This window comes from Rhizobium sp. H4 (assembly GCF_003013335.1).
Lineage (GTDB): Bacteria > Pseudomonadota > Alphaproteobacteria > Rhizobiales > Rhizobiaceae > Rhizobium > Rhizobium sophoriradicis.
This window is the reverse complement of the sequence record NZ_PSOW01000006.1, coordinates 184,490-209,604: the sequence shown is the minus strand read 5'-3', so window position 1 is coordinate 209,604 and position 25,115 is coordinate 184,490. Positions and strand designations below refer to the sequence as shown.

28 protein-coding genes, 1 tRNA gene and 2 pseudogenes are annotated in these 25,115 nt (G+C 62.2%); 12 read left to right on the top strand and 19 right to left on the bottom strand.

Annotated elements, in window-relative coordinates:
- Positions 1-5 precede the first annotated feature (5 nt).
- Positions 6-914, bottom strand: coding sequence for a LysR family transcriptional regulator (locus tag C4N04_RS11695; protein WP_106796118.1), 909 nt, complete (start codon positions 912-914; stop codon positions 6-8).
- A 181-nt stretch (positions 915-1,095) separates the two neighbouring features.
- Here C4N04_RS11695 and C4N04_RS11690 point away from each other — a divergent pair, with 181 nt between their 5' ends.
- Both C4N04_RS11690 and C4N04_RS11685 read left to right on the top strand, forming a co-directional pair.
- Positions 1,096-2,091 carry an aldo/keto reductase gene (locus C4N04_RS11690; RefSeq protein WP_106796071.1) on the top strand — a complete coding sequence of 332 codons (996 nt, stop codon included), beginning with the start codon at positions 1,096-1,098 and terminating at the stop codon, positions 2,089-2,091.
- A 90-nt stretch (positions 2,092-2,181) separates the two neighbouring features.
- Positions 2,182-2,541 carry a nuclear transport factor 2 family protein gene (locus C4N04_RS11685; protein WP_096763082.1) on the top strand — a complete coding sequence of 120 codons (360 nt, stop codon included), beginning with the start codon at positions 2,182-2,184 and terminating at the stop codon, positions 2,539-2,541.
- Between the two features lie 51 nt (positions 2,542-2,592).
- On the opposite strand, the gene pheT is transcribed toward C4N04_RS11685, so the two are convergent.
- The 5 genes from pheT to infC form a co-directional block, all read right to left on the bottom strand.
- Positions 2,593-5,016, bottom strand: a complete 2,424-nt coding sequence (gene pheT / locus C4N04_RS11680) for a phenylalanine--tRNA ligase subunit beta (protein WP_106796070.1) — start codon at positions 5,014-5,016, stop codon at positions 2,593-2,595.
- Positions 5,017-5,032: 16 nt separating this feature from the next.
- Positions 5,033-6,115, bottom strand: coding sequence for a phenylalanine--tRNA ligase subunit alpha (gene pheS / locus C4N04_RS11675; protein ID WP_106796069.1), 1,083 nt, complete (start codon positions 6,113-6,115; stop codon positions 5,033-5,035).
- 150 nt (positions 6,116-6,265) lie between these two features.
- Positions 6,266-6,670, bottom strand: a complete 405-nt coding sequence (gene rplT, locus C4N04_RS11670) for a 50S ribosomal protein L20 (protein WP_004673860.1) — start codon at positions 6,668-6,670, stop codon at positions 6,266-6,268.
- Positions 6,671-6,708: 38 nt separating this feature from the next.
- Positions 6,709-6,912, bottom strand: coding sequence for a 50S ribosomal protein L35 (rpmI, locus tag C4N04_RS11665; protein WP_003570998.1), 204 nt, complete (start codon positions 6,910-6,912; stop codon positions 6,709-6,711).
- Between the two features lie 310 nt (positions 6,913-7,222).
- Entirely contained in the window at positions 7,223-7,759 is a 537-nt protein-coding gene (infC, locus tag C4N04_RS11660; protein WP_077991295.1) for a translation initiation factor IF-3, read from the bottom strand.
- A gap of 177 nt (positions 7,760-7,936) precedes the next feature.
- On the opposite strand from infC, the gene C4N04_RS11655 reads away from it, so the two are divergent.
- The gene (locus C4N04_RS11655) at positions 7,937-8,752 is read left to right on the top strand and encodes an alpha/beta hydrolase (RefSeq protein WP_096771327.1); all 816 of its coding nucleotides are present in this window, start codon (positions 7,937-7,939) and stop codon (positions 8,750-8,752) included.
- Between the two features lie 144 nt (positions 8,753-8,896).
- A complete protein-coding gene (locus C4N04_RS11650) occupies positions 8,897-9,496 on the top strand; it encodes a transglutaminase-like cysteine peptidase (RefSeq protein ID WP_039617349.1) in 600 nt (199 codons plus the stop codon).
- Between the two features lie 301 nt (positions 9,497-9,797).
- Here the strand turns inward: C4N04_RS11650 and mbfA are convergent, their stop codons facing one another.
- Positions 9,798-10,781 carry an iron exporter MbfA gene (mbfA, locus tag C4N04_RS11645; RefSeq protein ID WP_038686276.1) on the bottom strand — a complete coding sequence of 328 codons (984 nt, stop codon included), beginning with the start codon at positions 10,779-10,781 and terminating at the stop codon, positions 9,798-9,800.
- Positions 10,782-10,952: 171 nt separating this feature from the next.
- Here mbfA and C4N04_RS11640 point away from each other — a divergent pair, with 171 nt between their 5' ends.
- Positions 10,953-11,420: a truncated hemoglobin gene (locus C4N04_RS11640; RefSeq protein WP_106796117.1), complete on the top strand. Its 468-nt coding sequence runs from the start codon at positions 10,953-10,955 to the stop codon at positions 11,418-11,420.
- 4 nt (positions 11,421-11,424) lie between these two features.
- Here C4N04_RS11640 and C4N04_RS11635 read toward each other — a convergent pair whose 3' ends face one another.
- The 3 genes from C4N04_RS11635 to C4N04_RS11625 all read right to left on the bottom strand — a co-directional run bounded on the left by C4N04_RS11635 (position 11,425) and on the right by C4N04_RS11625 (position 13,997).
- Positions 11,425-12,318, bottom strand: coding sequence for an EamA family transporter (locus C4N04_RS11635; protein ID WP_077991304.1), 894 nt, complete (start codon positions 12,316-12,318; stop codon positions 11,425-11,427).
- A 92-nt stretch (positions 12,319-12,410) separates the two neighbouring features.
- A complete protein-coding gene (gene recX / locus C4N04_RS11630; RefSeq protein ID WP_038686272.1) occupies positions 12,411-12,962 on the bottom strand; it encodes a recombination regulator RecX in 552 nt (183 codons plus the stop codon).
- A gap of 9 nt (positions 12,963-12,971) precedes the next feature.
- Positions 12,972-13,997, bottom strand: a complete 1,026-nt coding sequence (locus tag C4N04_RS11625; protein WP_038686270.1) for a histone deacetylase family protein — start codon at positions 13,995-13,997, stop codon at positions 12,972-12,974.
- Between the two features lie 133 nt (positions 13,998-14,130).
- On the opposite strand from C4N04_RS11625, the gene C4N04_RS11620 reads away from it, so the two are divergent.
- Positions 14,131-14,742 carry an HAD-IA family hydrolase gene (locus C4N04_RS11620; protein ID WP_038686268.1) on the top strand — a complete coding sequence of 204 codons (612 nt, stop codon included), beginning with the start codon at positions 14,131-14,133 and terminating at the stop codon, positions 14,740-14,742.
- 15 nt (positions 14,743-14,757) lie between these two features.
- On the opposite strand, the gene C4N04_RS11615 is transcribed toward C4N04_RS11620, so the two are convergent.
- Together C4N04_RS11615 and C4N04_RS11610 are read right to left on the bottom strand one after the other, a co-directional pair.
- Entirely contained in the window at positions 14,758-15,276 is a 519-nt protein-coding gene (locus C4N04_RS11615; protein WP_009995107.1) for a GNAT family N-acetyltransferase, read from the bottom strand.
- Between the two features lie 24 nt (positions 15,277-15,300).
- The gene (locus C4N04_RS11610; protein WP_106796068.1) at positions 15,301-15,870 is read right to left on the bottom strand and encodes an XRE family transcriptional regulator; all 570 of its coding nucleotides are present in this window, start codon (positions 15,868-15,870) and stop codon (positions 15,301-15,303) included.
- 132 nt (positions 15,871-16,002) lie between these two features.
- Between C4N04_RS11610 and tenA the strand changes: the two genes are divergently transcribed.
- The 3 genes and pseudogenes from tenA to C4N04_RS32110 form a co-directional block, all read left to right on the top strand.
- Positions 16,003-16,701 carry a thiaminase II gene (gene tenA / locus C4N04_RS11605; RefSeq protein WP_106796067.1) on the top strand — a complete coding sequence of 233 codons (699 nt, stop codon included), beginning with the start codon at positions 16,003-16,005 and terminating at the stop codon, positions 16,699-16,701.
- Positions 16,702-16,778: 77 nt separating this feature from the next.
- Positions 16,779-18,611 (top strand): translation elongation factor 4, encoded by a 1,833-nt coding sequence (lepA, locus tag C4N04_RS11600; RefSeq protein ID WP_038686263.1) that lies wholly within the window; start codon positions 16,779-16,781, stop codon positions 18,609-18,611.
- A gap of 534 nt (positions 18,612-19,145) precedes the next feature.
- A pseudogene (locus C4N04_RS32110) lies at positions 19,146-19,256 on the top strand (type II toxin-antitoxin system CcdA family antitoxin); the annotation flags it as partial.
- A gap of 1 nt (position 19,257) precedes the next feature.
- Here the strand turns inward: C4N04_RS32110 and C4N04_RS11585 are convergent.
- The 3 genes from C4N04_RS11585 to C4N04_RS11575 form a co-directional block, all read right to left on the bottom strand.
- Positions 19,258-19,710: a GFA family protein gene (locus tag C4N04_RS11585; RefSeq protein ID WP_096763088.1), complete on the bottom strand. Its 453-nt coding sequence runs from the start codon at positions 19,708-19,710 to the stop codon at positions 19,258-19,260.
- A gap of 74 nt (positions 19,711-19,784) precedes the next feature.
- Positions 19,785-20,342, bottom strand: coding sequence for a sugar O-acetyltransferase (locus C4N04_RS11580; RefSeq protein WP_106796065.1), 558 nt, complete (start codon positions 20,340-20,342; stop codon positions 19,785-19,787).
- Positions 20,343-20,353: 11 nt separating this feature from the next.
- Positions 20,354-21,079, bottom strand: a complete 726-nt coding sequence (locus C4N04_RS11575) for a type 1 glutamine amidotransferase (RefSeq protein ID WP_106796064.1) — start codon at positions 21,077-21,079, stop codon at positions 20,354-20,356.
- A 126-nt stretch (positions 21,080-21,205) separates the two neighbouring features.
- On the opposite strand from C4N04_RS11575, the gene C4N04_RS11570 reads away from it, so the two are divergent.
- Entirely contained in the window at positions 21,206-21,499 is a 294-nt protein-coding gene (locus C4N04_RS11570) for a SelT/SelW/SelH family protein (RefSeq protein WP_009990553.1), read from the top strand.
- A gap of 2 nt (positions 21,500-21,501) precedes the next feature.
- Here C4N04_RS11570 and C4N04_RS11565 read toward each other — a convergent pair whose 3' ends face one another.
- Positions 21,502-21,921, bottom strand: a complete 420-nt coding sequence (locus tag C4N04_RS11565; protein ID WP_096763091.1) for a BA14K family protein — start codon at positions 21,919-21,921, stop codon at positions 21,502-21,504.
- Positions 21,922-22,088: 167 nt separating this feature from the next.
- Between C4N04_RS11565 and C4N04_RS11560 the strand changes: the two genes are divergently transcribed.
- Positions 22,089-22,173: transfer RNA gene (locus C4N04_RS11560), tRNA-Leu, on the top strand.
- Between the two features lie 167 nt (positions 22,174-22,340).
- On the opposite strand, the gene C4N04_RS11555 is transcribed toward C4N04_RS11560, so the two are convergent.
- Positions 22,341-22,637 carry a DUF982 domain-containing protein gene (locus C4N04_RS11555; RefSeq protein WP_009984121.1) on the bottom strand — a complete coding sequence of 99 codons (297 nt, stop codon included), beginning with the start codon at positions 22,635-22,637 and terminating at the stop codon, positions 22,341-22,343.
- Between the two features lie 199 nt (positions 22,638-22,836).
- On the opposite strand from C4N04_RS11555, the pseudogene C4N04_RS11550 reads away from it, so the two are divergent.
- Positions 22,837-23,057 (top strand): annotated as a pseudogene (locus tag C4N04_RS11550) (DegT/DnrJ/EryC1/StrS family aminotransferase); the annotation flags it as partial.
- Between the two features lie 5 nt (positions 23,058-23,062).
- On the opposite strand, the gene C4N04_RS11545 reads toward C4N04_RS11550, so the two are convergent.
- Together C4N04_RS11545 and C4N04_RS11540 are read right to left on the bottom strand one after the other, a co-directional pair.
- Positions 23,063-23,395 (bottom strand): hypothetical protein, encoded by a 333-nt coding sequence (locus C4N04_RS11545; protein ID WP_096763092.1) that lies wholly within the window; start codon positions 23,393-23,395, stop codon positions 23,063-23,065.
- Between the two features lie 60 nt (positions 23,396-23,455).
- The gene (locus C4N04_RS11540; RefSeq protein WP_106796063.1) at positions 23,456-25,066 is read right to left on the bottom strand and encodes a GumC family protein; all 1,611 of its coding nucleotides are present in this window, start codon (positions 25,064-25,066) and stop codon (positions 23,456-23,458) included.
- Between the last annotated feature and the right edge of the window lie 49 nt (positions 25,067-25,115).

The following is a 25,115-nucleotide window of genomic DNA, read 5'->3' as shown; positions in this document are numbered from 1 at the left end:
GGCTCCTAGCGGCCGCCCCTATCCTTCTCGACATATCTGAAAAAATCGATGAAGGCGCGCAGCGCCGGACGCATCTGCCGCCGGCTCGGATAATAGAGAAACGGCCCGGGATAGGGCGCGCACCAATCCTCCAGCACGCGCACAAGCCTGCCGCTCGCCAGTTCCGCATGCACCCGCATATCGAAGAGATAGGCAAGGCCGGCGCCGTTCAGTGCCGCGAGCAGGGCCAGCCGGTCCTCGCTGACAACCAGCGGCCCGTCGACGGCAACGACGAGTTCCTGACCGTCCTTTTCGAATTCCCAACGATAGATGGAGCCGTTGGTGAAGCGTCGTTTGATGCATCGATGATTGACGAGATCACGCGGATGCTCCGGCTTCGGATGGCGCTCGAAATAGTCCCGCGAGGCGGCGATGACAGTCGTCAGATTGGGCGAGAACCTGACCGCGATCATATCGGCCTCCAAACTCTCTTCCAGCCTCAGGCCGGCATCGAAACCTTCCTTGACGATATCGGTGAAGCCGTCCTCATTGGCGATCTCCAAGGTGATATCGGGATAGAGATTGAGAAAATCGCCGAGGCGCGGAGCAAGCAGGATATCCGAGGCGAAGCGCGGGGCGGTAATGCGCAGGTTTCCCGCGGGCTTGGCGCGCGTGTCGCGGACGGCCTCCAACGCAATATCGATCTCCTCCAGCGCCGGTCGCAGCCTCTCGAGAAGCAGGCGCCCTTCTTCGGTCAGCGCGACGCTGCGGGTGGTGCGCGCCAGAAGCCTGACGCCCAGGCTTTCCTCGAGACTTGAGATCGCATGGCTGATCGCTGACGGCGCGACGAGGAGTTCCCTGGCCGCGGCCCGGAAGCTGCGATGCTCCGAAACGGCGGCAAGAACGGCGAGTTGGGAGAGCTGTGTCCTGTTCATTGATCGAAACAATAGAACAGCTTGTTTGAAACTGCATGTATTTTCCGATCGATCGGTGGCCGTTATGGTCTGTCCGTACCGCCAATCAACGATTTCTCCGGAAGCGTGATCCGAAATCGCTCACACGTGTCGGCATCATGCTTCCAGCGGTCCAAAATCAGCTCAGCAAAGGAACCCCATCATGAAGACCCGTAAACTCGGAAATGATTTGACCGTCTCCGCCGTCGGCCTCGGCTGCATGGGCATGAGCTTTGCCTATGGCGCCAGTGACGAAGCGGAATCGATCCGGACGCTCCATCGCGCCGTCGATCTCGGCGTCACCTTCTTCGACACTGCCGAGGTCTACGGCCCGTTTACCAACGAGGTTCTTCTCGGAAAGGCGCTGAAGCCTTTCCGCGATCGCGTGGTGATCGCCACCAAATTCGGCTTCAAGATCGATACCAGTAAGGCGGGCGCTGCCGCCATCACCGGCGTCGACAGCCGCCCCGAACATATCAGAGAGGTTGCCGAGGCTTCGCTGAAACGTCTCGGTATCGAGACCATCGACCTGCTCTATCAGCACCGGGTCGACCCCAACGTGCCGATCGAGGAGACGGTCGGCGTCATGGCCGAGCTGGTGAGGGAAGGCAAAGTCCGCGCGCTCGGCCTTTCGGAAGCCGGCAGCGCCACCATCCGCCGGGCGCAAGCGGTCCATCCGATCGCAGCGCTGCAGAGCGAATATTCGCTTTGGACTCGCGATCCCGAAGAGGACGTGCTTGCCACCTGCCGTGAACTCGGCATCGGCTTCGTGCCCTACAGCCCGCTCGGCCGCGGCTTCCTGACGGGAGCGATCCGCAAGGCCGACGATCTCGCCGCCGACGATTTCCGCCGGCAGGTGCCGCGTTTCCAGGCGGAAAATTTCGATGCCAACGCCGCCCTCGTCGCAACGCTCGAAGAGCTTGCCGCCGAGAAGGGCGTCACGGCCGCGCAGCTGTCGCTGGCCTGGGTGCTGAGCCAGGGCGACGACATCGTGCCGATCCCCGGCGCCCGCAAGCTTCACCATCTCGAACAGAACGCCGCCGCTGCCGATATCACGCTCAGCGCAGCAGAGCTCCAGCAGCTCGGCGAAGCGATCCCCGCCGCACAGGTGGCGGGAAAACGCTATTCGGACGCCTCGCTTGCGATGACGAATCTGTAATCGAAGAAGCCCGGCCTGATGCAGCCGGCCGGGCTTGCCTTCGCGGCCGGCGAAACTATCTAACGCCATCTCGGAGAACGGGATGACAACATGTCGGACAAGCAGGCAGTCGAACAGACGGTTCATCTCTATGTCGAAGGCATGGCCTTCGGCAATGCGGCAGCCTTGAAGAAGGCCTTTCACCCGCAAAGCTCGATCATCGGCTATTACCAGAATGCCGTCGAATGGCTGACGCGGGACGAATTCATCACCGCGATCCTGGCGGAGGAGCCGGCGCCGCCCGGCACGCAGCCCTTCATGGATATACAAAGCGTCGATGTCGAGGGTGAGGCGGCGAGCGTCAAGGTCACCGACGATTTCGCCGGAATGCGCTTTACCGACTATCTCTCATTGCTGAAGATCGACGGCCGATGGGTCATCGTCAGCAAACTCTACCATCTTCACACGTGAAAGAACCGGCCGCCGCAACGACCGGTTCTTTGTTTTCGGGAGACCGCGGGATCAGCTTCTGAGGACGCCGCCGGTGAACTTCGCGACGCTCGCGACGATCTTCTGCGTCAGCGCTTCGAAATCCTCATCCGTCAGCGTGCGTTCGACCGGCTGGATCTGAACCTCGATCGCCACCGATTTCTTGCCGTCGCCGACCGATGCACCTTCGAAGATGTCGAAGACGTTGACGCCGGTGACGAGCTTGCGGTCTGCCCCGGTCGCAGCCTTGATGATGGCGCCCGATTCCACCGTCTTGTCGACGACGAAGGCGAAGTCGCGCTTGACCGCCTGGAAGGGTGACAGTTCCAGCGCCGGCTTGGTGCGGGTCGCCTTCTTCTTCGGCTCGGCCATCGCGTCGAGATAGACCTCGAAGCCACAGAGGGCGCCGGAGACATCGAGCGCTTCCAGGGTCAGCGGGTGGAATTCGCCGAAGTAACCGAGCACCACCTTCGGTCCCATCTTGATCGTGCCGGAGCGGCCGGGGTGATACCATTCCGGGCCGCCCTGCTCGATTTGGATATTGCCCATCGGCAAGCCGCAGGCTTCGATGACGGCGAGCGCATCGGCCTTGGCGTCGAAGACGTCGACCGGTTTGCCGCCGCCCTTCACTGCATTCGACCACATGCGGCCTCCGCCGGCGAGCGAGGCGGTGCCGCGGCGGATGCCGCCGGCAACGCGGCGCTGACCGTCCGGCCTGTCATTCTCATAGGTGCCCGAGACCTCGAAAATCGCCACGTCACCATAGCCTTTGTCGGCATTGCGCTGGGCAGCCGTCAGCAGGCCCGGCAGCAGCGAAGGGCGCATGTCCGACATTTCCGCGGCGATCGGATTGGCAAGCTTGAGGGCCGGCGAACCGCCGCCGAATAGCTTCGCCTGGTCTTCCGGAATGAAGGACCAGGTGACGGCCTCCAGCATGCCGCGTGAGGCAAGCGCACGCTTGGCCGCGCGGGTGCGGATCTGCAGCGTCGTCAGGATCCTGCCGTTGACGGCGGCATGGCTTTCGAGCGGCGCCGGCTTGATATTGTCGACGCCGTGGATGCGCATGACCTCCTCGACGAGATCGGCCTTGCCGTCGACATCGGGCCGCCATGAGGGAACGGACACGGAAACGCGTTCGCCGGAACCGGAAACCTGGAAGCCGAGGCGCGCCAGGATCGCGTTGCTCTCCTCCGTCGAGACCTCCAGGCCCGTCAGGCGCTTGACCTCGGAATAGGGGAAATCGACGACCTTCGGCTCGTGACCCTTGTAGCCGACGACCTCGGCGCGCGCGGCCGTGCCGCCGCAGAGTTCGAGCACCAGTTCAGTCGTGCGTTCAAGACCCGGAACCATATATTCCGGATCGACGCCGCGTTCGAAGCGGTAGCGCGCATCGGTGATGATACCGAGGCTGCGGCCGGTTTTAGCGATGTTCATCGGGTCCCAGAGAGCCGATTCGATCAGCACGTCGACCGTGTTCTCGTCGCAGCCGGAGTGTTCGCCGCCCATGATGCCGCCGATCGATTCGATGCCGTCTTCATCTGATATGACGACGTTGTTCGGACCGAGCCTGTATTCGCGCTGGTCGAGCGCCAGCACGGTCTCGCCTTCCCTGGCGCGGCGGACGGTGAGATTGCCCGTGACCTTGGCGGCGTCGAAGACGTGCATCGGCCGGCCCTGGTCGAAAGTCATGTAATTGGTGATATCGACCAGCGCGTTGATGGGGCGCAGGCCGATGGCGGTCAGCCGCTGCTGCATCCAGCGCGGACTCGGGCCGTTTCTGACGCCGCGCACCAGACGCAGCGAAAAGCCGGGGCAGAGTTTCGGATCGTCGAGATCGAGCGTCAGTTTGACCGGCGTCTCACCCTCGACGGCGAAGGACGGCGCGGCCCGGGTCTTAAGCGTGCCGAGACCGGAGGCGGCGAGATCGCGGGCGATGCCGTGAATCGACGTGCAATCGGGCCGATTGGGCGTCAGATTGATCTCGATCACCGGATCGTCGAGATGCGCATAGGCGGCATAACTTTTTCCGACCGGCGCGTCGTCGGGCAGATCGATGATGCCGTCGTGATTGTCGGAGATCTGCAGTTCTTTTTCGGAGCACATCATGCCGCGGCTTTCGACGCCGCGGATATTGCCGACGGCAAGCGTCACGTCGATACCGGGAACATAAGTCCCGGGCGCGGCGAAGGCGCCGATAAGGCCGGCGCGCGCATTCGGGGCGCCGCAGACGACCTGGACCGGTGAACCGGAGCCGGTGTCGACCATCAGCACCTTCAGGCGATCGGCTTGCGGATGTTTTTCCGCCGAAACAACTCTGGCGATGACGAAGGGCTTGAACGCCGCCTTGTCGTCGACATCCTCCACCTCCAGCCCGATCTCGGTCAGGCGGGTGCAGATTTCATCGAGCGTGGCATCCGTTTCCAGATGCTCTTTCAGCCAGGAGAGCGTGAATTTCATCGTTCCAAATCTCCGTTCAAGCGCTGAGGCCGCCGAACAGCGTCGGCATGTCGAGCGGGCGGAAGCCGTAATGCGTCATCCAGCGGACGTCGGCGTTGAAAAAGTCGCGCAGATCGGGCATGCCGTATTTCAGCATGGCGATGCGGTCGAGGCCCATGCCCCAGGCAAAACCCTGATATTCGTCCGGATCGAGTCCGCCGTAGCGCAGGACGTTCGGATGGACCATGCCGCAGCCGAGAATCTCCATCCAGTCGGTGCCTTCGCCGAACTTGACGATCGGGCCGGAGCGGTCGCACTGGATATCGACCTCGAAGGAGGGCTCGGTGAAGGGGAAGAAAGACGGGCGGAAACGCATCGTCACACTGTCGACCTCGAAGAAGGTCTTGCAGAATTCTTCCAGCACCCAGCGGATGTTGGCGACATTGGCCTTCTTGTCGATCACCAGGCCCTCGACCTGATGGAACATCGGCGAGTGCGTGGCGTCCGAGTCCTGGCGATAAGTCTTGCCGGGAATGATGATGCGGATCGGCGGCTTTTGCGCTTCCATGGTGCGCACCTGCACCGGCGAGGTGTGCGTGCGCAGCACCTTGCGCTCACCATTCTCATCGGGATTGAAGAAGAAGGTGTCGTGCATCTCGCGGGCCGGGTGGCCTTCGGGGAAGTTGAGAGCCGTGAAATTGTAGTAATCGGTCTCGATATCGGGACCTTCGGCGATCGAGAAACCCATGTCGGCGAAGATTGCGGTGATCTCGTCGACGATCTGGCTGATCGGGTGGATGCGGCCGCGCTCAGCCGGCGAGGAGCGCACCGGCAGGCTGACATCGACCGTCTCGGCCTTCAGCCGCGCATTGACCGCCGCCATTTTTAGCACCGACTTGCGTTCGGCGATGGCGTCCGTCACGGCATTCTTCAGGGCGTTGATCGCAGCGCCCCTGGTCTGGCGCTCCTCCGGCGTCATCGCGCCGAGCGTCTTCAGGAGTTCCGAGACCGAGCCCTTCTTGCCCAGCGCAGATACGCGCACGGCTTCCAGGGCGGCCTCGTCATTGGCGCCGGCGATTTCCGCGAGCAGCGATGAGTTGAGCTGGTCGATATCTGACATTGTCACTTCTTTCCGTCCAGTATCAGGCGGGGATCGGGAGGCAGGCGGCGCCGACCGGCGCAAGGGATATAAAGAAAGAAAAACCCGCGCTAGCCCAAACCAGCGCGGGTTTCCCAAAATTCGATAAGCATAGAGCCTGGGAAGCGCTGGTTAACGAACCGCGCCTTCAAACTCGTTGGCCGTACCGGTTTCCTTGAGGTACTCAAGGGCCTTCTTGGCCGCATTGACGAGCGCGCCGAATGCTTCCGGCTCGTGGATCGCCATGTCGGAGAGAACCTTGCGGTCGACTTCGATGCCGGCCTTGTTCAGACCGTCGATGAAGCGGCCGTAGGTCAGGCCGAATTCGCGGACGGCAGCGTTGATGCGCTGGATCCAGAGCGCACGGAAGTTGCGCTTGTTGACCTTGCGGTCGCGGTAGGCGTACTGCTTCGACCGGTCGACAGCGGCCTTGGCGGCGCGGATGGTGTTCTTACGGCGGCCATAAAAGCCCTTGGCGGCCTTCAGAACCTTCTTGTGCTTGGCGTGGGCGGTGACGCCTCTTTTTACGCGTGCCATATCATGATCTCCTTAAATCTAGCGTTCGCGGACGAGTCTCAGAGACCGTTCGGCAGGTAATTCTTGATAACCTTGCGGCCATCCGGTTCTGCGAGAACCATGGTGCCGCGTGCATCGCGAATGAACTTGTTGGTACGCTTGATCATGCCATGGCGCTTGCCGGCAGCGGCAGCCTTGACCTTGCCCGTGGCGGTGATCTTGAACCGCTTCTTGGCAGAGGACTTCGTCTTCATCTTGGGCATTTTGCTACTCCTTCTGTCCTCCCTGCGCGCTTCATCAAAAAAGCCCTCTCGCGAAGTCCGGTTCTCCGGCCGTCGCAACAAGGTGCGGGAGCGTTTGTTGTTGATCTGCGGCTTCGGCGACGAACCGTTCCGCAAGCATTCGAAACTGCCACGGCATGCCCTGCCGGTCAGTTCGGACGCGCGCTTATAACCGCAGCGTCGTGAAAGTGCAACGGGGCCGCGGAGGAATCTTCGCCAACCCGGAGGCGGGATGGCCGAAAGCACAAAAGCCGCCCTTGCGGACGGCCTTGGGCGAAAAAGTAACTGGCGCTTACTTCGGCGCCAGCACCATCATCATCTGGCGGCCTTCGAGCTTGGGCTCGGCTTCGACCTTGGCGATCTCGGTCGTATCGGCCTTGACCTGCTGCAGAAGCTTCATGCCGAGTTCCTGGTGGGCCATTTCACGGCCGCGGAACTTCAGCGTCACCTTGACCTTGTCGCCCTCGTCGAAGAAGCGGCCCATCGCCTTCATCTTCACCTCATAATCATGGGTGTCGATATTCGGGCGCATCTTGATTTCTTTGACTTCGACGATCTTCTGCTTCTTGCGCGCCTCGGCAGCCTTCTTCTGGTTGGCATATTTCAGCTTGCCCAGATCGAGGATCTTGCACACCGGCGGTTCGGCATTGGGAGAAATTTCGACGAGATCGAGGCCGGCTTCTTCTGCCATTCTCAAGGCCTGGTCGGTGGGCACGATGCCCATATTCTGTCCGTCAGCCGCGATCAGCTGAACTTTGGGAATGCGGATTTCACGGTTCGAGCGCGGGCCGTCCTTCACGGGCGCATCGGTCTTAAAAGGTCTGCGAATGGTCGTATTCTCCTCGCGTTGTTTCGGAACGTTGCAGCCGCGCGCTCCCGATCAGGGTGCACAAACGTATCTCGTTATCGCTGCAACGGAGTCAATATCATCCTTTAGCGGAAAAATCACGTGCTGTCAGCCTGCCAAGAATCTGTTTTATAGGCCAAAACAATAGGAGTTTCGCCGATGTCCGATCAGATGCCCAATCTCCAGCCGCAGTTCCTGACGGTCGGCGAAGGCGAAGCGGCGCGTGAGATCGCCATGCTGGTGCGCCCGGCGCATGCCGGCAATAATGCTCCGACGCTCGTTTGGTTGTCCGGCTACCGTTCCGATATGAGCGGTACCAAAGCGTTGGAGCTCGACGGACTGGCAGGCGAACTCGGCACCGCCTGTATCCGCCTCGACTATTCCGGCCACGGGCTTTCCGGCGGCAGCTTCCGCGACGGCACGATCTCACGCTGGCTGGAGGAGGCGCTGACCGTCATCCGCCACGTCGCGCCCGAGCGGGTCATTCTCGTCGGCTCCTCGATGGGAGGCTGGATTGCGCTCAGGCTGGCGCAGGAGCTGGCGCGACATAAGGGTCCGAAGCTCGCCGGCATGGTGCTGATCGCGCCGGCGCCCGATTTTACCACCGAACTGATCGAGCCGAACCTGAAGGCGAAGGAGCGCAAGTCGCTAGCCGAGCGCGGCTATTTCGAGGAGCGCTCGCAATACAGTCCGGAACCGAACATCTATACGCTGGCACTGATCGAGGACGGCCGTAAGAACCGCGTGCTCGACGGCATGATCGAGACGGGCTGCCCGGTGCATATCCTCCAGGGCATGAAGGATCCCGACGTGCCGCATGCGCATGCAATGAGGCTTGTCGAGCACCTTCCTGCCGACGACGTGGTGCTGACCTTCATTCGTGATGGCGACCATCGCCTGTCCCGCCCAGGCGATATCGCCCTTATTCTGAGCGCCGTCAAAGGCATCATCCGCACCGCCATGGCCGGTCAATAAGCTGCTGCAACAAGCCCGTGTCATGTTGCATTTTAACCATGTCGACGGGTCGCAACGTCCTCCCGAGAAGTAACGATTGACTCTTCTCGGCCCTCTCCATTAACAGTTTGTTAATAATTAAGGGGCGATTAGGAAAGAGCGGGCGTGCGGATCAAAGGTATCTTTGTGGCCATGATGGCCGTGTTTGCGATGGCGACTGCCGCCATCCCAGCTCCAAGCAGAAATGCTTCCATGGTAACAGGCAACGCCACTTCGCAGCCGATCGGCCATTACGATTTCTGTCAGACCCACAGCAGTGAATGCGGCGCAAACCGCAATGCGGGCCCTGTCGAGATGACCCCGGCCAAGTGGTCGCTCGTCCGTTCGGTCAACGCCACGGTCAACCGCACGATCACACCGATGACCGACAAGGAAATCTACGGCAAGGATGAAGTCTGGGCCTACCCAACGACTGCCGGCGACTGCGAGGATTTCGCGCTCCTGAAGCGCCGCATCCTGATCCAGCGCGGCATTCCGGCCGCCGATCTGCTGATGACCGTCGTGCGCAAGCCCGACGGTGAGGGCCATGCCGTCCTGACGCTGCGCAGCGCCGAGGGCGACTTCGTGCTCGACAACCTCGCCGTCGACGTCAAACCGTGGTTCGGAACGCCTTATTCCTTCGTCAAGCGGCAGTCGAGCTACAATGCCGGCCGCTGGGTCACCATCGAGAACGGCCGCGACGTTCTGGTCGGCGCACTGCGCTGACATCCTTAGGGGGATGCGGGGAAAAGGCCGGCGAAAGCCGGCCTTTTGCTTTTGGGGCTAGCTTCGCTTCTCCTCCCAAGTCAGTTTATGCGCAGAAAGAGCCCCCCGCTGCCCTGCCGGGCATCTCCCCCACAGGTGGGGAGATCGGCTGGACGCACCGGTTTCCCCAAACAATTGGGGTCGCAGCACAGCGAAATGGTCGAGAGTCACGAAGGTCAAGCCGGCCCTCCGCATGGCTCCGGGCGTTCGCTGCTGCAATCGATTCACTGGATCGATTGCTCGGGCTCTGCCCGACCGCAGCTCACCCATTCCCGATCAAAATCCCCGCACCGAGCACCAAGCTGCCGCCGAGCACCACCTGGAAGGCCGCGCGCAGGAACGGCGTTTCCATATAGCGGTTCTGGATGAAGGCGATCGCCCAGAGTTCGAAGAAAACGATGACGCCGGCGGTGATCGTCGCCGTCCAGAAATGGGGGATCAGATAGGGCAGCGCGTGGCCGAGGCCGCCGAGCGTCGTCATGATGCCGCAGGCAAGCCCGCGCTTGACCGGCGAGCCCCTGCCGGAGATCTTGCCGTCGTCATGGGCGGCCTCGGTGAAGCCCATCGAGATGCCGGCGCCGACGGATGCGGAAAGGCCGACGAGGAAGGTTTGCCAGGTGTCCTGGGTGGCGAAGGCGGCGGCAAAGATCGGCGCCAGCGTCGAGACCGAGCCGTCCATCAGCCCGGCAAGGCCCGGCTGCACATAGGTCAGCACGAATTGCCGGTGCGCCGCCTCGTCCTCATCGCGCTTGACGTCTTCGGGCGTATGTTTGTCGCCCAGCATGCGGGCAATATCTTCATGTCCCTGCTCGGCCAGCGCCAGATCACCGAGAAGCTCGCGCGTCGAGGCGTCCGAGGTCCGCTTTGCCGCCTCGACATAGAAGCGGTAGGCCTGCTCCTCCATTGCCTCGGTCTCCTGCCGTATCGCATCGAGTGAAAGGCTTGCCCTGAGCCAGTCGGGCTTGCGTTCGTAGAAGCCCTGCACATGTTCGCGCCGGATCAGCGGGATGCGCTCGCCGAAACGCTGGCGATGGATCTCGATCAGGGATTTGCGATGGGTATCCTCGACCTCGGCCATATCTTCGAAAACCTTTGCCGAGGCCGGGAATTCGTTCCGCAGCCTGTCGGCATAGGCAAGATAGATGCGGGCATCGTCTTCCTCGGAGGCGATTGCGAGGGCGAGAATCTCCTGCTCGGACAGCGACTCGAAAGACCGTTTCGGTGATCTGAAAAATCGCGCCAACATAACTAATCTCCATGATTTAGAATTATTCTAAATCTAAAGAAGGAGCCAATGGCGGTCAAGGGTGCAGACAGGCCGGCTGACAGATTGCCGCAAGCCGCAAGCATGCCTTTGGCGCGCCGGCGCAAACAGCTATATAAGAGGGCGCCGCATCATGCGGCGCCGGGGTTTATGATGGATAATGACATTCAGGGCCGTCCTGCCCATGTCGCGGCGATCCGCGAAAGGGCGGAGGTCGAGATGCGGGCGATGGGCGTTGATGAGGCCTTCATCGGCAGGCTGGTCGAGACTTTTTACGGGCGCGTGCTGACGCATCCCGATCTTGGTCCGGTGTTCGACGCCAGGCTCTCCGGCCGCTGGCCGGAGCATATGGAGAAGATGAAGAGCTTCTGGTCGGCCGTCGCCTTCCGCAGCGGTGCCTATGGCGGCAAGCCGGTGCAGGCGCATACCGGCGTCGCGGATCTGACGCCGGATCTCTTTCCGAAGTGGCTGGCGCTATTTGCCGCAACGCTCGACGATGTCGCCCCGTCGCCGGAGGCCAAGGCCTGGTTCATGGGGACGGCGGAGCGGATCGCCAAGAGCCTGACGCTGTCGCTGTTCTACAATCCGGCGCTCGACGACCCCACGAAGAAGGCGGGCTGACGCATCACTGCCTGGCTGAGAAGGTTGCGCCGGCGCTTGCGGCAACGACCAGAGCCGTCCCTGCCATCTGCAGAAACGTCATCGGCTGCATCAGAATGAGGAAGCCTGCCAGAGCCGCAATGGCCGGTTCCAGACTCATGAGAATGCCGAATGACGTCGTCGGCATGCGCCGCAGGGCAATCAGCTCCAGCGTATAGGGCAGCAGCGGCACGAGAACAGCGAGGCCCGCCATTTCGATCAGGCCATAAGTATCAAGCGCCGGCGCTGCGCCCGAAAAGCCGAAGGGCGTCGCAACCGCAGCAGCAACCATCAGCGACATGGAAAGCCCTTCCAGGCCATTGAAGCTGGCGCCGATTTTCTTGGTCAGCACGATATAGATCGCCCAGCCCGTCCCCGCGCCGCCGGCAAAGAGAATGCCCCACATATCGCCGATCCAGCCTTCGCCGTCATGGGCAAGCGCCAGCACGCCAAGCGCGGCAATGAGCGGCCAGACGAGACGCCGGCTGAGACCGTAACCGATGGTCGCGACCGAAAGCGGGCCGAGAAAATCGATCGCCACGGCAAGGCCAAGCGGAATGCGCTCGATCGCTGCGAAAAAACTCATGGTCATCAATGCTGTCGTCGTGCCGAGAACGAGCGCGCTTGTCCATTGCTCTCTCGAGTAGCTGAAGATGCGCGGACGGACGGCGACGACCAGGATGATGGCGGCAAAGACGAGGCGCAGCCAGCTCGCGCCGGCCGGTCCATAGGTGGTGATCGCGTGGGAAGACAGAGCTGCGCCGAACTGGATCGAAGACATGGACAGGAGGCACATCAGCCCGCCGGCCGCCAGGCCGGAGGACGTTGCAGGCGTTTCCAATGCCAGCACGCCGGCGCCGTCGTTCGTTCCGTCTTTCATCCGCATCTCCGATCGAGCGCTCTTCATACGGAGGCCGCTTGCAACCGACAAATTCAATCTTCTGATCGAGGCAGCAAAAGACCTGATGCATCTCAGAGACGGCCGGAGAAGATCACCTCTTCGGCGTCTTCGACACTCATATCGAAGACCTTCCTGCCGATCTCGAAGCTGAAACCGTTGCGGGCGAAGGCCGACATTTCCTTTGCCTTGCGCTTGTCGTCGAGTTCGACACGACGAAAAGGGCCGAAGGCGCGTTTGCGGGCGAATATGGTCGCGGCATAGAGATCGTCAGCCTCTCCGAGTGCGGCCTCGACCTTGTCGCTCGCGACACCTTTGGCAGCAAGCTTCTGGGCGATCGCACGCTTCGACTTGCCGCCGCGTACGGCAGAGCGCGTGCTGATCTCGGCATAGGCGCCATCGTCGAGCAGCTTGTTGTCATAGGCAAATTTGACAGCGAAATCGGCAACGGCCTTGAGCTGGCCCGCGCTGATGTCTTCGAACTTCTCCCTGGCCTTGCGGGTGATGGCGTCGAAGAGCTGCTTTTCCGTCATCATCCGCCGCTCCAGGCGATAGATGGCGGAGTTGCGCGCCCAGCTCAGCATGCGTGAGGTCGGGATATCGGATGGATCGGTCTCGTCGGTCATATCAAGCGATCAGGCTTCCAGACCCTTGAGAACATTGGCGACATTGCGCCCGATCTCGGGAACGCCGTAGCCGCCTTCCATGCAGGCAAGCACCGGCAGGCCGGCAGCGGATATCATCGCGCCCATACGGATGAAATCGTCGGAGGTAAGGCGGAAGAAGGAGATCGGATCGCGCTCGAAGGTGTCGACACCGAGTGCGACGACGATTGCCTCGGCGCCGAAGGCCTTGATGCGAGCAAGCGCATCGGCAAGGGCAGAGGACCAGACCTCGAAAGGCGTGCCCGGAGGCATCGGATAATTGCGGTTGGTCCCCGTGCCCGCCCCCTCGCCCTCCTCTTCGGCATGGCCGAGGAAATAGGGAAAGGCGTGCATCGGATCGCCATGCAGTGAGGCGGTGAAAACATCGCCTCTGTGATAAAAGAGATCCTGGGTGCCGTTGCCATGGTGGAAATCGACATCGAGCACGGCAACCTTGGCCGCCCCATGATCGAGCAGCCGCTGGGCGGCGACACCGGCATTGTTGATGAAGCAATAGCCGCCGAAGAGATCGATGCCGGCGTGATGGCCGGGCGGGCGGCAGAGCGCGAAGGCGAAACGATGGTCCTCCGCCAGCCAGTCGGCGCCCGTTATGGCGCAACGCATCGAGGCGATCGCCGCCTCGTAGGAGCCGTTGGTGATCGAGGTATCGGCGGCATTGGCATAATGGCCGATCGCGCCAACGATATTGTCGGGCACGCGCTGGCTGGTGCGGCGCACCGGGAAGGAATTGGCGATCGCCTCGCCTTTGAAGCCGGCCGCCACCCATCGGTCCCAGACGGTGGCGAGAAAATCGAGATAGGCGGGATCATGCACTTTGTTGGCCGTTTCCAGCCCGTGTGCATCGGGCGCGACGACATCGGCAAAGCCCGCCTCCTTCACCGCCGCCAGGATCCATTCGGCCCGGAAAGGCGCCTCGAAGGGCGTCACCAGCTGGCCGGCGTAGAGCTCGGTCCTGGCGTCACGCAGCTTGTGATCCTCGGAATAGATGACGCGCATTGCAGATCCTGCCCCTGATTGAACATCGAGGTTTACACGGCTTCGCTCCAACGAAAAAGCGGCGTGTCGGCTTGATCGCCGAGCTAAATAACGCCACCTTCGCCGATATTTTCAGAACGAGGAAATTTTCCGCATGAAAGTGCTGATGGTCGATGTCGACGGCGTGCTCATTCATGGCCGGCCGGCCGATGGCCTGCCTCTCTTCACCTATCTGGAACGCGACCTTGGGCTGCGCCTGGACCTGCTGCAGCAGGCATTCTTCCAGACCCACTGGAGCGATATCGTCATCGGCCGCGAGGCGTTGGAACCGCGACTCTCGGCCGTGCTTGCAGAGATCGCGCCCCATCTCAGCGCCGCAACCCTGATCGATTATTGGTTCGAAAACGATTCCCGCCTCGATCTCAATCTCTTGGAAGAGCTTGCCGCCCTCCGGCAAAGCGGTGTTGCCCTCTTTCTGGCGACCAATCAGGAGCACAGGCGGGCGCGCTATCTGATGGAAGAGGCCGGCCTCGGCGCGCATGTCGACGGCATCATCTATTCCGCCGCGCTCGGGCACCGCAAACCTTCGCCGGAGTTTTTCCGGCTGGCGACCGAACGCGCCGGCGCCCTGCCCGGCGAAATCGCCTTCATCGACGATATGGCGGAAAACATCGAGGCGGCGCGGCAGTTCGGCTGGAGCGCGGCGCAATGGACGGCGGGCGCCAAGCTGCACGAGACGCTTTCCGCCTTCAGCCATACGGCGTGAGTGGAGCCGGCGCAATCAGGCGAGCCGCTTGTAGAACAGGGTGGTATCGCAGAAGCCGCCTTGCGGCCACAGCGCGTAATCGGGGATGACGCCGACGCGCTCCCAGCCGAGGCGCGGATAAATCGCCTCGGCATCGCTGCCGGTTGCCGTGTCGAGCACGAGCAGGGTTTTGCCGCGCTTTCTCGCCTCCCGCTCGGCGGCATCCATCAGCAGCCGGGCGAGACCCCTGCCGCGAGCGGAGCGATGCACCAGCAGTTTCTTCAGATCACCGCGATGCGGCTGGTTCGGCATCTGGGCAGCGCCCACCTGCACGGTACCGACGATGCTGCCGCCGAGTTCGGCGACCAGCAGCAGATTGCCGCCCGCGGCAACGGCATCGGCGACGTCATGCCAATAGGACTCGGCATCTTCAGGCGCATAGGGCTGCATGAAGCCGACCGATGCGCCGCCGGCGACGCAATCGGCAAGCACTTCCGACAGGGCGGGAATGGCGGCGCGCGCCTCCTCGGCGGAAAGGGTGCGAATGTCAGGCATGCTGTTCTCCTGAAATGAAAGCTGTTATCGGCCGCCGCGATCGAGAACGACGCAATAGCGCGCCGGTGCGTTGCCGGGATTGTGGAACACATGACCCTCGCCGACGGGCATGAAGAGGCAGTCGCCGGGGCGCAGCCGGTAGACCACCTCGCCGGCCGTCATCTCCAGCTCGCCATCGAACAGCCAGACATGCTGCGTCATGCCGCGCGAGGCCGCATGCGGGGGAAAGCTGACGCGGGCGCCGGCGGGAAATTCGACCTCGACAATATCGACATCGGAGGCCGTGCCGGGAGCCGAGACCGACCGCCTGATGTAACCGGTTTCCGGATCGCGCCAGACCTGCTGCTCCTGCCGTCGGGCGAGCGGCGAGGCCTGCTGCCCCTCCTCTGCGAAAAAGGCCGAGAGGGACAGGCCGAGGGCGGCGCAGATCCTTGCCAGCAGCGAGGCCGTCGGGCTCGCCTCGGCCCGTTCGATGCGTGAAATCATTGCGCGGCTGACGCCGGAGGCGGTGGCAAGATCGTCCAGCGTCAAGCCCTTTTCCAGCCGCAGCGTGCGGATGCGAATGCCGATCGCCTGTTCGAGTTGCTGTTCCATCTTCCGATCCGTTATCTACTATAAGAGAAATACATGATCCGATGATGGAATCAAGCCCATAAGCGGTGCGCACGCACCTTGCTTTCACCGCAGCCTGGCCGGTATATGTCAGCGCGATCGATGGAGAGACGAATGGACGCCAGCACGCAGAACACGGAACTGACGGCAAGCTTCACGACCGCCGCCTGGGACAGGATTGCGCCCATCATGGCCGAGATCGAGGCACTGCCGCTGCTGACGCGGCTCTCCGACGGCACGCTGCCGCCGGAAATCTTTCGCCACTACATCCTGCAGGACGCGCTTTATCTCAAGCACTATGCACGCTGCCTTGCCATCGTCGCCGCCAAGGCGCCCGACAATGCGCAGGTGCTGCGTTTCCTCGGCTCGGCCCAGAAGGCGATCACCGTCGAGCAGGGCCTGCATGCCGGCTTTCTCACCCAATTCGGCATCACGGCTGCGGATGTGACCGCGGCCGAGCCGTCTCCCACCTGCTTTGCCTATACCAATTTTCTGCTGGCCACCGCCTATCACCGCTCCTACGCGGTGGCGCTTTCCGCCATTCTCCCCTGCTTCTGGATCTACTGGCATGTCGGCGAGGCGATCAAGAACCGGCCCGTGATCGAGGGCAATGCCTTCCAGGCTTGGATCAACACCTATGGCGATCCGCAATTTGCCGCCGGCGCCCGCGAAGTGATCGCGCTGACCGACATCGCCGCCCGCGCCGCCTCGCCGGTAGAACGCATAGAGATGACCGATGTCTTTGTGCGCGCCTCGCAATATGAATGGATGTTCTGGGATTCGGCCTGGCGGCTGGAGACCTGGCCGGTCTGAGACGCGTTCGACCGGCTCGTAAAATAGCGTAAACGGCGGGATAATTACCGCTTTGCGGCCGGGGGCGGCGCTGCTATATGGCGCGCATGAGCACCAATTCGACCACTCCGCTGTCCCATATCCGCAACTTCTCGATCGTGGCCCATATCGACCACGGCAAATCGACGCTGGCCGACCGCCTGATCCAGACGACAGGCGGCCTTGCCGAGCGTGAAATGTCCGAGCAAGTGCTCGACAATATGGATATCGAGCGCGAGCGCGGCATCACCATCAAGGCCCAGACGGTGCGCCTGCACTACCAGGCCGACAATGGCGAGAAATACATCCTCAACCTGATCGACACGCCCGGCCACGTCGACTTCGCCTATGAAGTCTCGCGGTCGCTGTCGGCCTGCGAGGGTTCGCTGCTCGTCGTCGACGCCAGCCAGGGTGTGGAAGCGCAGACGCTCGCCAACGTCTACCAGGCGATCGACAACAATCACGAGCTCGTCACCGTGCTCAACAAGATCGACCTGCCGGCCGCCGAACCCGACCGCATCAAGGAACAGATCGAGGAAGTGATCGGCATCGACGCTTCGGAGGCCGTGCTGATCTCGGCCAAAACAGGCCTCGGCATTCCCGACGTGCTCGAAGCGATCGTCCACAAGCTGCCGGCGCCGAAGAGCCCGGGCGGCGAAAAGGCGCCGCTGAAGGCGCTGCTCGTCGACAGCTGGTACGACACCTATCTCGGCGTCATGGTTCTCGTGCGCATCATCGACGGCGTGCTGACCAAGGGCCAGACCATTCGCATGATGGGCACGGATGCGAAATACCAGGTGGAGCGCGTTGGGGTGCTGACGCCGAAGATGGTCAATGTCGACAGCCTCGGCCCCGGCGAGATCGGCTTCATCACCGCCTCGATCAAGGAAGTGGCCGATACCCGCGTCGGCGATACGATCACCGAGGACAAGCGGCCGACCGCACAGGCACTGCCGGGCTTCAAGCCGGCGCAGCCGGTGGTGTTCTGCGGGCTCTTCCCTGTTGATGCCGCCGATTTCGAGGATCTGCGCGCCGCCATGGGCAAGCTTCGCCTCAACGACGCCTCCTTCTCCTTCGAAATGGAATCGTCTGCCGCCCTCGGCTTCGGCTTCCGCTGCGGCTTCCTCGGCTTGCTGCATCTCGAAATCATCCAGGAGCGGCTGGAGCGCGAGTTCGACCTCGACCTCATCGCCACCGCCCCCTCGGTCGTCTACAAGATGTACATGACCGACGGCACCGAGCGCGAGTTGCACAATCCGGCCGACATGCCGGATGTCGTCAAGATCTCCGAGATCCACGAGCCGTGGATCCGCGCGACGATCCTAACACCCGACGATTATCTCGGCGGCATCCTGAAGCTCTGCCAGGATCGCCGCGGCATCCAGATCGAACTCACCTATGTCGGCACGCGCGCGATGCTGACCTACGACCTGCCGCTCAACGAAGTCGTCTTCGATTTCTACGACCGGCTGAAGTCGATCTCGAAAGGCTATGCCTCCTTCGACTATACGCTCACCGATCACCGCGAGGGCAACCTCGTGAAGATGTCGATCCTCGTCAACGGCGAACCGGTCGACGCGCTATCGATGATGGTGCACCGCACCGCCGCCGAAAAGCGCGGCCGCGACATGTGCGAGAAGCTCAAGGAACTGATCCCGAAGCACATGTTCAAGATCCCGATCCAGGCGGCGATCGGCGGCAACGTCATCGCCCGCGAGACGATCTCGGCGCTGCGCAAGGACGTGACCGCGAAATGCTACGGCGGCGACGCCACCCGCAAGCGCAAGCTGCTCGACAAGCAGAAGGCCGGCAAGAAGCGCATGCGCCAGTTCGGCAAGGTGGAGATTCCGCAGGAAGCCTTCATCGCGGCGCTGAAGATGGGCGACGAATAGGCTTTCGCAGGGCCTCTCTTTGACGAAGAGTCCTGAGTCTCCTTGGTTTGTTGACAAGCATCGCTCTTTTCTCCGTCGTCCTCGGCCTTGTGCCGAGGATCTGCCAACATATCAACCGGCTGCAGATGCTCGGGACAGGCCCGAGTATGACGGAGGAGACGTGGTCACGCTCCATCAGTCGTTCAGCGAGATATAGGTCCTCATCCCGCCTTCCAGATTTGGCTTCGTTACTGGCATAGCGAGTTTCAGAATCGAACTTCGAGAAGCTTCGATGGCATCCGGCCCGCGCGAATGAAGCTCTGAAAAAAGGAAAGCACGTCGGTAGCTAGGAAGTCGTATTGACGAGGTGTAGCGCCCGGAGAAGAACAAGGTATGATGCCAGCGCTAATGCGTTGGCATTTGCTAGGGAGATTCTGCCACGAATGAAAGCCGAGCAACGGGAAAGCCTGCATCGGCTGGCGCAAATACCGATCCAACGACACTAGCAAGCGCGGCAAAGCCCGTCAAAAAACAAGCGACGATGAAACGCTGCCTCGTGCAGAACGCGAAAGACTTTGGCGAATTGAAAATGCCGAGGCGATCGCGGAGCAAAATGAGTATGTCGCGAAGCATGGCCTGCCGTTCGCCAAATACAGGCAGTTTTGAGTCACGCGCTGCCCATATATTCCTTCACCAGTCCTTCATAGGCCGCCATCTCGGGTAGCGCCGCGTAGCTGTGCACCGCTCCGGTCTCGGCAAAGGCCAGCTTCTCGCTCGTCCATGTCTCGATGAATGGCGTGAACCAACTGGGATCGTCGAGCATCGTGACGCGCAGATTGACGAACCAGTCCATGCCTTCCGGGCGGGTGAACATCCAGCTCATGCAATGCGGGCAGAAGTAGTGTTTCGTCGTGCCGTGCAGGCCGCCGATGACCGGCTCGCCTTTCGTCACCTCGAAGCCTTCGCTGGGGATGGCGGCACTCAGCGAATAGGCGCTCGCAGTCATCCTCTGGCAGCCCGTGCAGTGGCAGGCCATGGTCAGCAGCGGCGGCGCGCTGATCTTCAACCGCACCCGGCCGCAACGGCAGCCGCCTTCCATGGGTAAATTGTGTGCCGTCATGATATCTCTCCCCCTTCCGCCACGTGATCTAGCGGAGCTGGCGCCGTTGTCGAGGGAGCCCGCCTGCGTAAATCTCAGAGGCGGTTCATCGGGCGCGCCGGATTGCCGACCACGGTTGCACCCGGCGGCACATCCTTCGTTACGACGGCGCCGGCGCCGACGATCGCGCCATCGCCGATGGTCACGCCACCGAGGATGACGGCGGCCCCGCCGATCCAGACGTCGCTGCCGATCGCAACCGGCCGGGCGATCTCGATACCCTGGCTGCGCAGTGCGGGATCCTTGTGATGTTCGGCACAATAGATCTGCACGCCCGGCCCGAGCATGGTGCGGTCACCGATCGTCACCCGGCCGGAATCGAGGATGGTGCAGCCGGCATTGAAATAGACACGCTCGCCGAGGGTGATATTGATGCCGTAGGAGCAGTGAAACGGCGCTTCGATGAAGATGTCGGGCGCCGCGATTGCAAAGAGCGCCCTGAGCGCCGGGGCGACGGCCCCGCGCTCATCCGGCCGCAGCGTATTATGGGCGTGAACGGCGAGGCGCGCCTGCTGGCGCAGGCGATCGAGCTCATCGTCGAGGCAGCAATACCACTCACCCGCCGCCATCCTTTCAAATTCGCTTACCGGCATCGCTTCGCCTCTCAAGCCGAGGCCTCCGACAATATTCCGATCTCTGCCGGGTTGATCAGGCTGACCCAGGCACGCGCGATGGCCAGGCCGGCGGCATCGGCGGCAACGCCATGGTGCGCCGCCAGTTCGGCATGGTTTTCCAGCCACCCGGGGGCGATGCGGGCGATCGTTTCGGGAAATTCCGCCTTCCACTGCTCGACGACCGCTTGGTCGGCCTCGAAATGGAACTGGGTGCCGTAGACGGCGCGGCCGATGCGGAAGGCCTGGTTATCGGCGACGGAGCTCGTCGCCAGGCGCACCGCGCCCTCGGGCAGGGCAAAGGTGTCGGCATGCCATTCGAAGATCGTGAACTCGCCGCCAAGCGCCGATAGCAGCGGATCGGCCCGGCCCTCGGCGGTGACGCCGATCCTGTGCCAGCCGAATTCGCGTGCGGTGCCGAGATGATTGTCGGCGCCATAGGCGCGAGCGAGGATTTGGCTGCCGAGGCAGATGCCGAGCACGGCCTTGCCGGCATCGCCGAAGCGGCAGGCAAGCCGGGCGAGCTCCGGCAGGTAGGGATGGGCCTCGTCATCCAGCGCGCTCTGCTCCCCGCCGAGAACAACCAGCGCGTCATGGCTCGCTATATCGAGCGGCAGGATGCCGTCCTGCCAGACGCGAAACCACTCGATCTCAGCGCCCGCCTCGTCGAGCGCCCCAAGACCGGTATTCTTCATGTTTTCGACGACTGCGACTCGCATAGGCGTTCCCGATATGATCGACGTGGAGGAGACCATGCCGCAAGACCATAGGCAATACGCTTCTATCAGAGCAATTGCGCGGCCACGTCAACGCGCTTAAACCAAGCGGAACGAAAGGAAATCGCCATGACCGAAAAAGCCCGCGTCTCGATCCTCTACTGCACCCAGTGCAACTGGCTGCTGCGCTCCGCCTGGATGGCGCAGGAGCTGCTGCATACCTTTTCCGACAGCCTCGGCGAAGTGGCGTTGATCCCCGGCACCGGCGGCAATTTCGAGATCCGCGTCAATGGCGATCTCATCTGGGAGCGCAAGCGCGACGGCGGTTTCCCAGGGCCGAAGGAGCTGAAGCAGCGGGTTCGCGACATCGTCGAGCCCGGCCGCGATCTCGGTCATGTCGACCGCGCCTCGCTCGAAAGCTGACCTCAGCGATAGGGCGATCGGCAGACCCGGTAGACGCCCTCATAGGTGAGGAAGTGATCGCTCCGCGGATTGTAGGAGCGGTACTCGTTGGTGCACCAGGCGATATGCTTGTTCATATCGCGCGCCGCCGGCTGAACCCTCCGCACCGGCGGCGGATCATAGGTCAGCTGCGGCCGCCCGGCCGCACCCGGCAGATAATAGGTCGGGCCGGCGCCGCGCGGGCGGTAGTTCGGCTGAACATAAGCGGGGCGATGCCATTGCTGCGGCCCGAAGCCGAAGCAGCCGCGAAAATCGCAAAGCGTCGAGCCCCTATTGAGCGGCCCGAGCCCAGGCTTACCCACCTTCGGCGAATCGGCGGCTGCAATTGCAGGCGACAGAACGGCCAAGAGGCCGGCGAGCAGAAACATGCGGGAAGCAGGCATCGTCCATTTCCTGTTGATCCTCTCTTATATAGGACGCCCAATGACAGGCGCTATGCCTGTCCGGCAGCACGCCTCCTGATGTGATCAGCAGTTTTTTGCCAACTGTCAGGAAAACTTCAAAAACCCAGTTGACAGTCGCCGGCCACCCCCTTACATCGCTCTCCGTCGCCCAGATGGCGGAATTGGTAGACGCGCAGGTTTCAGGTACCTGTGCCGCGAGGCGTGGAGGTTCGAGTCCTCTTCTGGGCACCATTCCAATCTTGATCTCTACCAAGATCAGATAATCAAGCCTTCCAAAATGGCGCATTTGTACCTTCCAACGAAGGTCGTTGACGATGCGCTTATCGATATGGCTGGTACCATGATGCTGATTCTGGAAGCCTAACCAGCGCAGCCTATGATGGCGCGATTCCCGGCCTTCACGCCGCCATATGCGGCGCCGTCTTCCCGCCGTCTGCAATCACCGACAAAACCACGATGCCGGCTTCTGTGGCGGCGCTCAGAAGCAAGTCCCTGAGTTCGTCCATTCCGGCCTGCCCGGTGATTGCATCGGCGCAAGCCTTCACGGCCGCGACATATTCCTCTCCGTCGTCAAGCGGCCATTCGATCATCAGAACCTCGGCTACGTCTCGGAGCGTCCGGACGATCTTGTACTTTCCCCGGCCCCCAATAAAGAGAACGAGAGGCGCAAAATCCACCGATGTGTTCCATTGCATGGCACTTTCTCCCCACGGATTAGAATATTAGTAATAATGCAATTAGCATGCCGCGCAAGGCGAAAGCGGCGTTGTTGCCGGACAGAACGGTTTTGTCCTTTTTGACCACCCGGCACCGAAGCGCATGAGTACCGTGATCAAGCTCAGTTGTTCCGTTGAGTCATCCCGCCTGTCGGGGCCTCAGCGAGCTCCGGCAGAAAATATCGACGCGCGAGTCTTCTTCTATCCCTCTCCAGCCTCTCCATGTTCGAAGACCTGCCCGGGAACGTGAACGCCTGGAGCATTACGGGCCGCGCAATCAATCTGCCCAGCTATTACGATATGAGCGAAGCCGATATCGGTCGGGTGGCGGCAACGCTGCTCGATGTGGCGGCCCGACGGTTCGGACAGGCGCACCCAACGGCTTTGTTGACCGGCTGAGGCGCTTATCGCACCGGCTGATAGTGGCCGCGCAGCGGCACCTTGCCGCCCATTGTGACGAAGCCGTCGCGTTCGCAGACATACATTAGCGTCGGCATGCCGCCGGAGCGGAAGATCTCGTCGTAGCGGCGGCGGATCTGGACGGTTTCAGTGCGGCAATTATAGGATTCCTCTTCCTTCTTGTCCGGCTGCGCCTTGACGCCGGGCAGACCCTTGTAGGGATAGAGGGCTTGAACGTCCGAATTCACCGGTTTTGACCAGTCAACGGCAAAGGCGGAGGCTGGCGCAAGGCCTGATGTGGCAACGAGCAATATCGGAAACATCATCACAAGCCGCATGGAACTCTCCTGTCGGCATCGCCGGCCGCCCATAGGATGTAGGAAAACCGAGGATCGTGATCAAGCAGCCGCAGCGGGCGTTTTCCTGAAATAGCTTCTGACGATGGGATGGCTGAAGAGGCCGGCGAGAATCGCAAAGCCGGCGCCGACGACGAAACCGGCAAGCAGACCGCCGATGATGCCGGCGACCAGCAGGATCTTTTTTCCCGGGCCATCGGCCTTGACCGGCGGCTCGGCCGGCGAGATGACGCGAATGTTGCTCTGGCTGAGGTTCTGCTCCTCGCTCGTCTGGCTCGAGCGCTTCAGTACCGTCTCGTAGATATCGCGCGCCGCCGTCGCCTTGCGCTGCAATTCGTTCAATTCCACCTGCTTGTCCGAGGTCGTCGCCTGCAGCGCCTTCTGGACGGCAAGCTCCTTGGCGATGCTGTCTTCGGCGGCCTTCGCCTGCTCGTATTCGCCGCGTGCCGAGGTGGCGAGGCGCTGCAATTCACCCTTGATTTCGCCGGATATGCTCTGCAGCGAGGAGCGGGCCGCCTGCAGGCGCGGATGACGCGTGCCCATCTGGCTTTCGAGGCTGCCGACGGCGGCGGCTTGGGCTGCATATTGCTGACGCAGGCTGACCAGCGGCGAGGTGGCGCCGCCCTCGGTCTGATTGCCGGCGACGATGTCCTCGACGCGCAGATTGGCGACGGCGTCGGCGCGGGCCTTGGCCTGGATGGTCTTTTCCTGCGCCGTCACCAGCAGCGTGTTCAGCGAGCCGAGCCGCTGATCGGAAATCAGGTTGCCCTCGGTCGCGGCCATGTCGTTGTCGGCGCGGAAGGTCTCGACCGCCTGCTCGGCCTCCAGCACCTTCTGGCGCAGGTCGTCGAGGCGTCCACCGAGTGTCGAGGAGGTGTTTTCGTAGAGGCCGTTCGAGGCGCTGTTTTCCTCTTCGGTGAAGGCAGTGACGACCTGGTTGGCAAGCTTTGCCGATTTTTCCGGATCATTGGTCGTCGCGGCAAGCGAAACGACATAGGTGGTGGCCTGGCGGGTGATGACAAGCGCCTTCTGCAGGGTGCCGATGACGGCAGCGCCATCGGTGCGGCCGCCGGTGAATTCCGGATCCTGATCGAGCTTCATCGCCTCGACGACGCGGCGCAGCACATTGCCCGAAGTCAGAATCTGCACCTGGCTGTCGATCAGCGCCGAGATCATTTCAGGCGACGGACCGGAAGATTGCGCACCGGCCTCGGCAAGGCCGATCTGGCGCGGATCGAAATAGAGGCTGCTGACGGCCGTGTATTTCTGGCCGATGAACGGCGCCAGCGCGCCGCCGGCGACGGCGCCGAGAAGGGCGAGGGCAAGCACCACCAGGCGGTGGCTCCAGATCGCCGCGATGCTGGAGCGGAGGTCGAGAAGCGGAGCGGCGGGTGCCGACACGCTCTGCGGCGGCACATCAAACGCGGGCCGCTCGGCAGGCGGAGGCGACGGCTGTTCGTAACGGCGCGTTTGCGCAACGCTTGCCGGCGGCGGCACGAAAGGCGGAGGAGCGGGTTCGGGCGCCGGGCGGGCGAAATCATCCGGGCGGACGATAGGACTGCGCAGCCGCACGCCTTCCGGCGCAGGCTGAGGCGGCTCATAACTGCGCCAGCCGGGCAGCCGGCTTACTCTATTCCTGTCATACTGGCTCATACGCGCACTCGTGTCCCGCCCAGCGTGAAAGACTGAAGCCGAGGTGCCG

Bases quoted from the DNA above. Each gene is read 5' to 3' on its own strand.
- C4N04_RS11695 (WP_106796118.1), bottom strand. From the start codon at position 914: ATGAACAGGACACAGCTCTCCCAACTCGCCGTTCTTGCCGCCGTTTCG.
- C4N04_RS11690 (WP_106796071.1), top strand. From the start codon at position 1,096: ATGAAGACCCGTAAACTCGGAAATGATTTGACCGTCTCCGCCGTCGGC.
- C4N04_RS11685 (WP_096763082.1), top strand. From the start codon at position 2,182: ATGTCGGACAAGCAGGCAGTCGAACAGACGGTTCATCTCTATGTCGAA.
- pheT (WP_106796070.1), bottom strand. From the start codon at position 5,016: ATGAAATTCACGCTCTCCTGGCTGAAAGAGCATCTGGAAACGGATGCC.
- pheS (WP_106796069.1), bottom strand. From the start codon at position 6,115: ATGTCAGATATCGACCAGCTCAACTCATCGCTGCTCGCGGAAATCGCC.
- rplT (WP_004673860.1), bottom strand. From the start codon at position 6,670: ATGGCACGCGTAAAAAGAGGCGTCACCGCCCACGCCAAGCACAAGAAG.
- rpmI (WP_003570998.1), bottom strand. From the start codon at position 6,912: ATGCCCAAGATGAAGACGAAGTCCTCTGCCAAGAAGCGGTTCAAGATC.
- C4N04_RS11655 (WP_096771327.1), top strand. From the start codon at position 7,937: ATGTCCGATCAGATGCCCAATCTCCAGCCGCAGTTCCTGACGGTCGGC.
- mbfA (WP_038686276.1), bottom strand. From the start codon at position 10,781: ATGTTGGCGCGATTTTTCAGATCACCGAAACGGTCTTTCGAGTCGCTG.
- C4N04_RS11640 (WP_106796117.1), top strand. From the start codon at position 10,953: ATGGATAATGACATTCAGGGCCGTCCTGCCCATGTCGCGGCGATCCGC.
- C4N04_RS11635 (WP_077991304.1), bottom strand. From the start codon at position 12,318: ATGAAAGACGGAACGAACGACGGCGCCGGCGTGCTGGCATTGGAAACG.
- recX (WP_038686272.1), bottom strand. From the start codon at position 12,962: ATGACCGACGAGACCGATCCATCCGATATCCCGACCTCACGCATGCTG.
- C4N04_RS11625 (WP_038686270.1), bottom strand. From the start codon at position 13,997: ATGCGCGTCATCTATTCCGAGGATCACAAGCTGCGTGACGCCAGGACC.
- C4N04_RS11620 (WP_038686268.1), top strand. From the start codon at position 14,131: ATGAAAGTGCTGATGGTCGATGTCGACGGCGTGCTCATTCATGGCCGG.
- C4N04_RS11615 (WP_009995107.1), bottom strand. From the start codon at position 15,276: ATGCCTGACATTCGCACCCTTTCCGCCGAGGAGGCGCGCGCCGCCATT.
- C4N04_RS11610 (WP_106796068.1), bottom strand. From the start codon at position 15,870: ATGGAACAGCAACTCGAACAGGCGATCGGCATTCGCATCCGCACGCTG.
- tenA (WP_106796067.1), top strand. From the start codon at position 16,003: ATGGACGCCAGCACGCAGAACACGGAACTGACGGCAAGCTTCACGACC.
- lepA (WP_038686263.1), top strand. From the start codon at position 16,779: ATGGCGCGCATGAGCACCAATTCGACCACTCCGCTGTCCCATATCCGC.
- C4N04_RS11585 (WP_096763088.1), bottom strand. From the start codon at position 19,710: ATGACGGCACACAATTTACCCATGGAAGGCGGCTGCCGTTGCGGCCGG.
- C4N04_RS11580 (WP_106796065.1), bottom strand. From the start codon at position 20,342: ATGCCGGTAAGCGAATTTGAAAGGATGGCGGCGGGTGAGTGGTATTGC.
- C4N04_RS11575 (WP_106796064.1), bottom strand. From the start codon at position 21,079: ATGCGAGTCGCAGTCGTCGAAAACATGAAGAATACCGGTCTTGGGGCG.
- C4N04_RS11570 (WP_009990553.1), top strand. From the start codon at position 21,206: ATGACCGAAAAAGCCCGCGTCTCGATCCTCTACTGCACCCAGTGCAAC.
- C4N04_RS11565 (WP_096763091.1), bottom strand. From the start codon at position 21,921: ATGCCTGCTTCCCGCATGTTTCTGCTCGCCGGCCTCTTGGCCGTTCTG.
- C4N04_RS11555 (WP_009984121.1), bottom strand. From the start codon at position 22,637: ATGCAATGGAACACATCGGTGGATTTTGCGCCTCTCGTTCTCTTTATT.
- C4N04_RS11545 (WP_096763092.1), bottom strand. From the start codon at position 23,395: ATGCGGCTTGTGATGATGTTTCCGATATTGCTCGTTGCCACATCAGGC.
- C4N04_RS11540 (WP_106796063.1), bottom strand. From the start codon at position 25,066: ATGAGCCAGTATGACAGGAATAGAGTAAGCCGGCTGCCCGGCTGGCGC.